Annotated in this window: 6 protein-coding genes; 2 read left to right on the forward strand and 4 right to left on the reverse strand. The window is 60.9% G+C overall.

Annotated features, from left to right (window positions below):
- Positions 1 to 31: 31 nt before the first annotated feature.
- Positions 32 to 451, reverse strand: a complete 420-nt coding sequence (locus NW815_RS02815; RefSeq protein WP_414388187.1) for a TerB family tellurite resistance protein — start codon at positions 449 to 451, stop codon at positions 32 to 34.
- Positions 452 to 704: 253 nt separating this feature from the next.
- Here NW815_RS02815 and NW815_RS02820 point away from each other — a divergent pair, with 253 nt between their 5' ends.
- Entirely contained in the window at positions 705 to 1832 is a 1128-nt protein-coding gene (locus NW815_RS02820; protein ID WP_414388185.1) for an iron-containing alcohol dehydrogenase family protein, read from the forward strand.
- Between the two features lie 24 nt (positions 1833 to 1856).
- On the opposite strand, the gene NW815_RS02825 is transcribed toward NW815_RS02820, so the two are convergent.
- The 3 genes from NW815_RS02825 to NW815_RS02835 all read right to left on the reverse strand — a co-directional run bounded on the left by NW815_RS02825 (position 1857) and on the right by NW815_RS02835 (position 5095).
- Complete coding sequence (locus NW815_RS02825; RefSeq protein WP_414388183.1) at positions 1857 to 2798, reverse strand: DMT family transporter; 942 nt, start codon at positions 2796 to 2798, stop codon at positions 1857 to 1859.
- A 241-nt stretch (positions 2799 to 3039) separates the two neighbouring features.
- Positions 3040 to 4161, reverse strand: a complete 1122-nt coding sequence (locus NW815_RS02830; RefSeq protein ID WP_414388181.1) for a glycosyltransferase family 9 protein — start codon at positions 4159 to 4161, stop codon at positions 3040 to 3042.
- A 127-nt stretch (positions 4162 to 4288) separates the two neighbouring features.
- Positions 4289 to 5095, reverse strand: a complete 807-nt coding sequence (locus NW815_RS02835) for a hypothetical protein (protein ID WP_414388179.1) — start codon at positions 5093 to 5095, stop codon at positions 4289 to 4291.
- 455 nt (positions 5096 to 5550) lie between these two features.
- On the opposite strand from NW815_RS02835, the gene NW815_RS02840 reads away from it, so the two are divergent.
- Positions 5551 to 6831, forward strand: coding sequence for a DUF4912 domain-containing protein (locus NW815_RS02840; protein ID WP_414388177.1), 1281 nt, complete (start codon positions 5551 to 5553; stop codon positions 6829 to 6831).
- Positions 6832 to 6965 lie beyond the last annotated feature (134 nt).

Here is a 6965-nt window from a genome sequence, read left to right on the forward strand (position 1 = left end):
GCGTATCATTGACTAGAGTCATGCTCTCGCGTCACCTGCCCCCCACAGCCTTGGCCACGCGCCGGAAAAATTGCCCAACGCCCTTCACCAGGTTAGGTGCAGATTCTGGACGAGCCGGGATCCCGGCCATGAGGGTGTAGTAGTCATCCAAGAGGGTGTGCTCTTCTGGAGAGACCGTGTCGTCCGCGATCATCAGGTTGCCGATTGCTCCCAAAAGTTGCATGCGCTCGGTTTCGCTGGCCTGGGCAAGATAATCGGCCATCCAGCGCTCGGTTTGCTCCATTGGGATAGGCTCTTGGATCAGTTCTCGCAGCTCGGTATCGTGCTCCAAACCATAGCGGCGCAGCAGGGATCCCAAGTAGGCCAATTCCTGGGGTTCCAAATGCCCATCGGCCCAAGCAGAGCCGGCCACAATTTTAAGCATGAGCTGATGTTGAGTTGTGGGGTTCATGGTGGGATCCCTTGCTGAGAACTGTTGTCGCTACGCGACACTTCTGCGAACGTGTCAGGGGGCCAGAGACCTTAGAGGCTGCAGAGTTGAGGGGATGAACAGCTTCAACAACTATAGCCAGACCTTAGGTGAGCCATCTGCATTCGCGCCAGCGGTGCGCAGCCCTTTTTGCGGCTAGAATCGTTATCTGTATTCACGGACACTGAGCTACCGCGATAGCGGGACGGAGTCCTTTTTCTCGCCCTTTCTTGCAATGCTGAGCGCCTCTCCTTGCCAATTGGATCTTGCCATTCCGGCCCCAGGTCGGCTGTACCGCGGCAGCGGCATTCTGGAAGCTGTGCCCCTTACGGTACTGGGATCCCGTGTGCTGGTGATCGGGGGGGAACGCTCCTTGGCTGTAGTTGAGGCCCCCCTGGAGCGCAATTTCGCCCGGGATCCCGCCCTCCAAGTCCACTGGACTACCTACGGGGTAGATTGCAGCGAGTCCGAGCTGGCGCGTTTGCAGGCGCTGGCCACGGCGGAATCCACAACCGGCATCTTGGGGGTAGGCGGGGGCAAGGCACTGGATACGGCCAAGCTGGTGGCCCACAGATTGGGGATCCCGGTGGTTACCGTGCCCACCTCTGCGGCCACCTGTGCCGCCTGGAGCGCCCTATCCAATATCTACTCCGACAGCGGCGCTTTTCAGCAGGATGTGAGCCTGGATCGCGCCCCTGCTGCCCTGATCCTGGACTATGAGCTGATTCTGCAAGCTCCAGCGCGCACCCTAGTGGCTGGGATCGGAGATGCCTTGGCTAAGTGGTACGAGTCTTCCGTCAGCAGCGGCAGTTCAGAAGATGCCCTGGTGATTGGCGCTGTGCAGCAGGCCCGCGTCCTGCGGGATTTGCTTCTCCAGCAATCGGCGGCGGCCCTGCGGGAGCCGGGCGGAACTGCTTGGAAACAGGTGGTGGATGCTTGCATTTGCCTGGCGGGGATCGTCGGCGGCATGGGTGGGGCTAAGTGTCGCACCGTGGCCGCCCACGCTGTCCACAATGGGCTAACCCACTTGTCGGGGCACCGGGCCACCCTGCACGGCGAGAAGGTGGCTTTCGGCATTTTGGCCCAGCTCCGCCTAGAAGAGATCCTGCAGGGAAGCCAGTTGGCGCTGGCAGCACGTACCCAGTTGCTGGAGTTCTACCGCCAGGTGGGGCTGCCCCTCAACTTGCGGGATCTCAAGCTAGGTCACTTGGGATCCGCCGACCTGCTGCATGCTGCCCAAGTGGCCTGCCAGCCAGGATCCGACATCCACCACCTGCCCTTCCCCGTCAGTCCAGAAGCCCTGTTGGTGGCCCTTACCACCACAGACCTGACCAGCTCCAGCCCTGTTCTCCCTCGGCTGTAAGTCCTGGCAGAGGATATCTGTCTGCTATCCAACTCCGCCGGTACGGGCCTGGGTCGGCATTGTGGGCAGGCGGGCTTCGCCGTAGGCTCCAGAGGTGGCGCCCACCAAAATCAAGGCTCCGCCCATCCAAGTCCACCCATCCGGGATCTCGGCAAACACCCAAAACCCGATTAGGCTGGCCCAGAGCAGACGGGAGAAATCCAGAGGCAGCAGCATCGTCACCTCAGCCAGCTTGTAGGCCTGGGCGAGGGCCACCTGGCCAATGCTGCCCAGTAGCCCCATGGCCACCATCCACAGCCACTGCTCAGGAGAAGGCCAGGTCCAAACCCAGACGGCAGCCAGAAAGGAAAGGGGGGTCTGCAGCAGGCCCATGTAGGCCGTAATCGTGAGGCTGGACTCGGTGCGGGAGAGGATCTTGAGCACGATGGTCACCCAGGCAAAGAGTGCTGCCGCCCCCAAGGCCAGCCCTGTTCCCAGAGAAAACTCTCGGAAGCCTGGCCTCAACATCACCAAAGCCCCGGCAAACCCCAGGCCCAATCCCAGCCAGCGGGACGAGCGCATCTGCTCGCCCAACACCCATACCGCCATCGTGCCGGCAAACAAAAGTTGAACAAAGCTCAGCGCCGTAGCTTCTGCCAGAGGCAACAGGCTGGCTGCCCAAAAGGAGAGCAACATCCCCACCGTGCTGATCGCCGAGCGCAGGAGGTAAAACTCCATCTTGGCGGTGTGCAGAGACTGGATCCCAGCCCGCAACACCAGCGGCGACAGGGCGAGAAACCCGAATAGGTTGCGCAAAAACACAATCTGAAAGGGGTGAAGGGCGGGAGTGTTGAGCCGGATGATCGCGCCTAAACAGGCAAAGCAAGCAGTGGCCAGCAGCTTCAGGGCAACCCCTTGCCAGAGCCTTATTTTTCCCCACTCTGCAAAGCGGCCCAACTGGTGGCGATACCACATCTCCAAAGTCACAGCTCACACCCAAATGGTTTAGGCACTAAGTTTTCAGCCTTGAACTCTCAGCTTAAACGGACTTCCAGGGATCCGAACTGCGCCCCTGGGCACTCCTTGCTGCCCACCGGCCCCCCTGATTCCCAGGGGGAAAAAGATGGGGATCCCAAGACATGGCCATTTCAAGTAGCCATGAAACAACTCACCCCGTCGCTCCATAGCTCCCCTTGGGAGAGGGGCTGGGGGTGAGGGCGTGGAACCTCTAGGTTTGCTTGAGAATCTCTTTCAAGTAGCCGATGACCGTTTCCGGCTTGAGATGGGCCATACAGGGATGACCCTCCACCAGGCAGGTTTCGTTTTTGAACTTGTTCTCTGCGCAGACCCGGCACTTGTAGGCGGTTTGGGTGAGATAGACGTGGGGCAGACGAGGAGCCCACAGTCGCACCGGGCTGGCCCCATCCCCATCGGCATCGTTGCCAAACAGGGCAATGGTGGGACAGCCCACTGCCGCCGCAATGTGCATCGGCCCCGCATCCACGGAGATACACACCCGCGCCCGCTTCAGGGCCCCCGCCAGCTCCATGAGGCTGGTTTTGCCCCGCAGGTCAACCATTCCTGTTTGGGCCAGCAGTTCGTCTTCGCCGCTGCCGCCGTGGTAGAGGGATCGCTGAAGCTCCGGCGCGCTGCCGATTAGCCCCACCTGCAGGCCCTGGCCTTGGCACCACTGGATCACCTGCCGCCAGTACTCCAGAGGCCACATCTTGGCGCGGCGGGTAGTGGTGATGTGCACCAAAACCTCTGGCACCGGAAAATCGGGATCCCGGCTGGGCAGCTCCAGGCGGAAAAAATCCGTCTCCACGTACGCCAGGCGACAGAAGATTTCGGCGATGTAGTTGCTGGTGAGGATCCCTTTGTAGCGCTGCAGAAACTCCAGGCCGTTCCAGTCGTCATCCTGGAGCATGCGCTGTACCGGGTCGGAGCCGGGGTCCAACTTGCGGCGAAAATCCAAGGTCAAGCCGGCCCCGGCAATGTACTGGGGGCGCAGGGCCGTTACCGCCACCAGGTTGAGCTCGCTAAACTCGTCGCAATTGATGGCCAAGTCGTAGGGGCCGGCCTGGGTCACCCGTTCTCGCACAGCAGCGGTCAGGGCCTCGAGGTAATCGGGACGACGGCTGTAGAGAGGAAAGCTGAAGTCGATGTAGGGGCAGTGGAGCTCAAAGTCGCGGGTAATCTCGCTGCCAAAAAAATCCAGCACACAGCCGGGGTATTTTTCCTTGAGGCCCCGCAACAGCGGGATGGTAACCACAAAATTGCCCACCTTGCTGGAGGAAAACACCGCCAGGTGGGGATGTTCCCGCAGAGGTTGGTTGGCAAACCGTTGCATAAGGCTGGGATCCCCAGGAAGATATCAACCCCGCTGGAGGTGGTGCGGGTGGTGCAGACAGAGCACTTTTGCTAGGCTAGCATTCCTCTGTCCTGTGCTTTGATGGCCATGCTGGGATCCCTGGGCCTCAGGGGAGACTGGCTTGGCTGCCATCCCAGATGACCACCACGGCAAAGCGATCCAGGAAGCCATCTGTCGCATTCATCTGGCGCAGGCTAAAGGCATCTTCGGCGGAAATCACCAGGTCGTAGCCCAGGGTGCGGATGGCACGAATGCGGTGAGGCCGTTCCCCGATGCGGTTCACCAGTGAGCGGGCCTGCTCTTCCGAGGTGGCATAGGCAGCTGTGCCCTCGCTGCCCACAAAGGCCGCGTTGAGGTCTTGGCCAAGAGTAACGGGGGTATAGACTTGATTGCCATCGGGATCAAACAAGCGCATTGACTGGCTAGGCAAGAAATCCAAGCCTCGTGCATCCACAATCAACCCTGTCACTTGCGGTTCCCGCCGCTGGGATCCCGCCTCCAGACCCGTTCCGCCCCCTGGCCCTTGGCCTGTGCCCACCCCTGAGCCAGGACTGGCTCCGCGCACCCCACTCTGGCCGCTGCCCGGCCCGATCACTTCCCCCTGCCGGGATCCAGAGCCACTGCCGCCAGGGCTGGTGCCGAACTGCCGCAACAGATCCAGATCGAAAACCGGGCCTTCTGCCACTTCTCCATGGCCGGGTTGGGCCGGCTGGACTTTTGGATCGGCTTGATCTGTTTGTGGGAGCGGAACAGAATCCTGGGTTACTGGACGCCAGGGCGTTGCTTCAGAAGCGGGCAGGGTAGGGGATCCCCCTTGCAAGCGGTAAAGGGGAGGAAACAGCGTTTGGGCATCCACAGCTTCCACCGGCAAGACCGGCCCCGCCAGCAGGATCCCCAGTGCTACCCAACTCATCTGGATCCCGGAACCTTTCCCGGCAGGCTTCCACCACCTCATCCCAACACCTCTTGGCCACGAAATCTGCGGCCCATCTCGCAACAGCTCACCTTTCCCCCATGCTACCCAGGCAGGGCCGGTTCGGCAGGGGATCCCGCGCAGTCTTCCCCTTGGCTTGAGAGCAGCTGGGGCTCCTGGCCTCTCCCTAAAGGTGGGTCGGAGAACAAGAGATTGATCCCCAGCGATCCCCAGGGTCTTGACCGACAGGCAAAAATACGCAAACATGGGTTCATCATTCTTGATGATCCCCGTTGATCCCCACCTGTGGTCATCAGCGGCTGGAGAGCCCGAGGCAAGCCGATACATCAGCAGGTTCAAGGTTGTCCTCAGAACCACAAGCTGGGATCGGCCCATAGGACAAAAGCTGGAGCATTGCACGAAGCCCGATTTGTCGAAGACAGGAGACCCCGACCATGCCACAAGAGCGGATCCCGTTGGAAGAAATGACCATCCGGCAGTTGCGGGAAGAAGCTGCCCGCTATCAGATCCCCAAGTACAGCCGCATGACCAAAGACCAGCTGATTGAGGCCATTCGAGAGGCCCAAGTCAAAGCTGGCCGCCCTGTCGATGCCATGCCGGAGCCCAAGGGGCAAGAATCGGTCACCCAAACGAAGTTTAGGGGTCAAGAGGTTGCCGGCAAGACGGATCTGGCCGATGTGGACAAAGGGCTGGGGGATCTGCCGGAGGGCTATGGGGAAAGCCGCATCGTTTTGCTGCCGCGGGATCCCCAGTGGGCCTACGCCTATTGGGATGTGCCCAACGAGGCTAAAGAAAGCAAGCGCCGCGAGGGCGGCCAACAGTTGGCGCTGCGCCTCTACGATGTGACGGATATCGATTTCAGCTACCAGCCGGCCCACAGCATGCAGGAGTACCCCTGTGATGAGTTGGCGCGGGAGTGGTATTTGCCGATCCCGGTGAGCGATCGTTCCTACATTGTGGAAATTGGCTACCGGACGGCAGATGGCCGCTGGCTGATGTTGGCCCGCTCGGCGGCGGTGATGGTGCCGCCAGTCTTTCCCTCCGACTGGTTTGAAGAGCACTTCCTGACAGTGCCCTTCGACATGGCTCTGCAGGGCCGCACCCTCTACCAGCTCAGCGAGCCTTACAAGCGCAGTGCCACCGGCATGGGTGTGGTGGCCTACAAGGGCGATGAGCCGCAGCAAGGGGCCATGGTCGATCCCTTCCTGGAAATGGTGGGTGGCTTTGAGGCGATGCGGGTGGCGGGATCCCTGTTTGGCAGCCACCAGATGGGCAGCCGCCAATTGGTGCCCGAGCAGGCCATCAGCTCGTTTATCATCCCCTCGGGTGTGGGCATGATGGGGATGGCCATGGCGGAGGTGCCCGCTGCTCCCTGGATGGCTTCAGGATCCGGCCTGGGCCTGTTCTCGGGGGCTTCCGAAGTGCTGCCGCAGCGCTCTCGCAAGTTCTGGTTGGTGGCCGATGCCGAGCTGATTGTCTATGGGGCCACAGAGCCGGATGCCACCGTTACCATTGGCGGGCGCAAGATCCAGCTCAACCCCGATGGCACCTTCCGCTTCCACATGGCTTTCCCAGACGGCAACATCGACTTCCCCATCTTTGCGGTGGCTGCCGATGGCGAGCAAAACCGGGAGATCCACATGACCTTCGACCGCCGCACCCTCTCCCGCCGCACCAACACCAAAGAAGAGGCCATCGAAGAGTTGTTGCCCTAAAGGATCCAACCTTCGGCTTCTCGCCCCCTGGAGCTGGCCGGGGGGCTTTCTTTCCTGGGCTGGAGAGCTTGACTCCAGCCATCAAAACAGGGGATGCCAGTCCTAGGAGAGCATGACTCTAGTCAATAATAAGC

Origin of the sequence: Synechococcus sp. R6-7, from assembly GCF_047461695.1 — a bacterium.
Taxonomy (GTDB): domain Bacteria; phylum Cyanobacteriota; class Cyanobacteriia; order Thermostichales; family Thermostichaceae; genus Thermostichus.

Excerpts from the sequence above, each read along its gene's own strand:
- NW815_RS02815 (WP_414388187.1), bottom strand. The coding sequence starts at position 451 with ATGAACCCCACAACTCAACATCAGCTCATGCTTAAAATTGTGGCCGGC.
- NW815_RS02820 (WP_414388185.1), top strand. The coding sequence starts at position 705 with ATGCTGAGCGCCTCTCCTTGCCAATTGGATCTTGCCATTCCGGCCCCA.
- NW815_RS02830 (WP_414388181.1), bottom strand. The coding sequence starts at position 4,161 with ATGCAACGGTTTGCCAACCAACCTCTGCGGGAACATCCCCACCTGGCG.
- NW815_RS02835 (WP_414388179.1), bottom strand. The coding sequence starts at position 5,095 with ATGAGTTGGGTAGCACTGGGGATCCTGCTGGCGGGGCCGGTCTTGCCG.
- NW815_RS02840 (WP_414388177.1), top strand. The coding sequence starts at position 5,551 with ATGCCACAAGAGCGGATCCCGTTGGAAGAAATGACCATCCGGCAGTTG.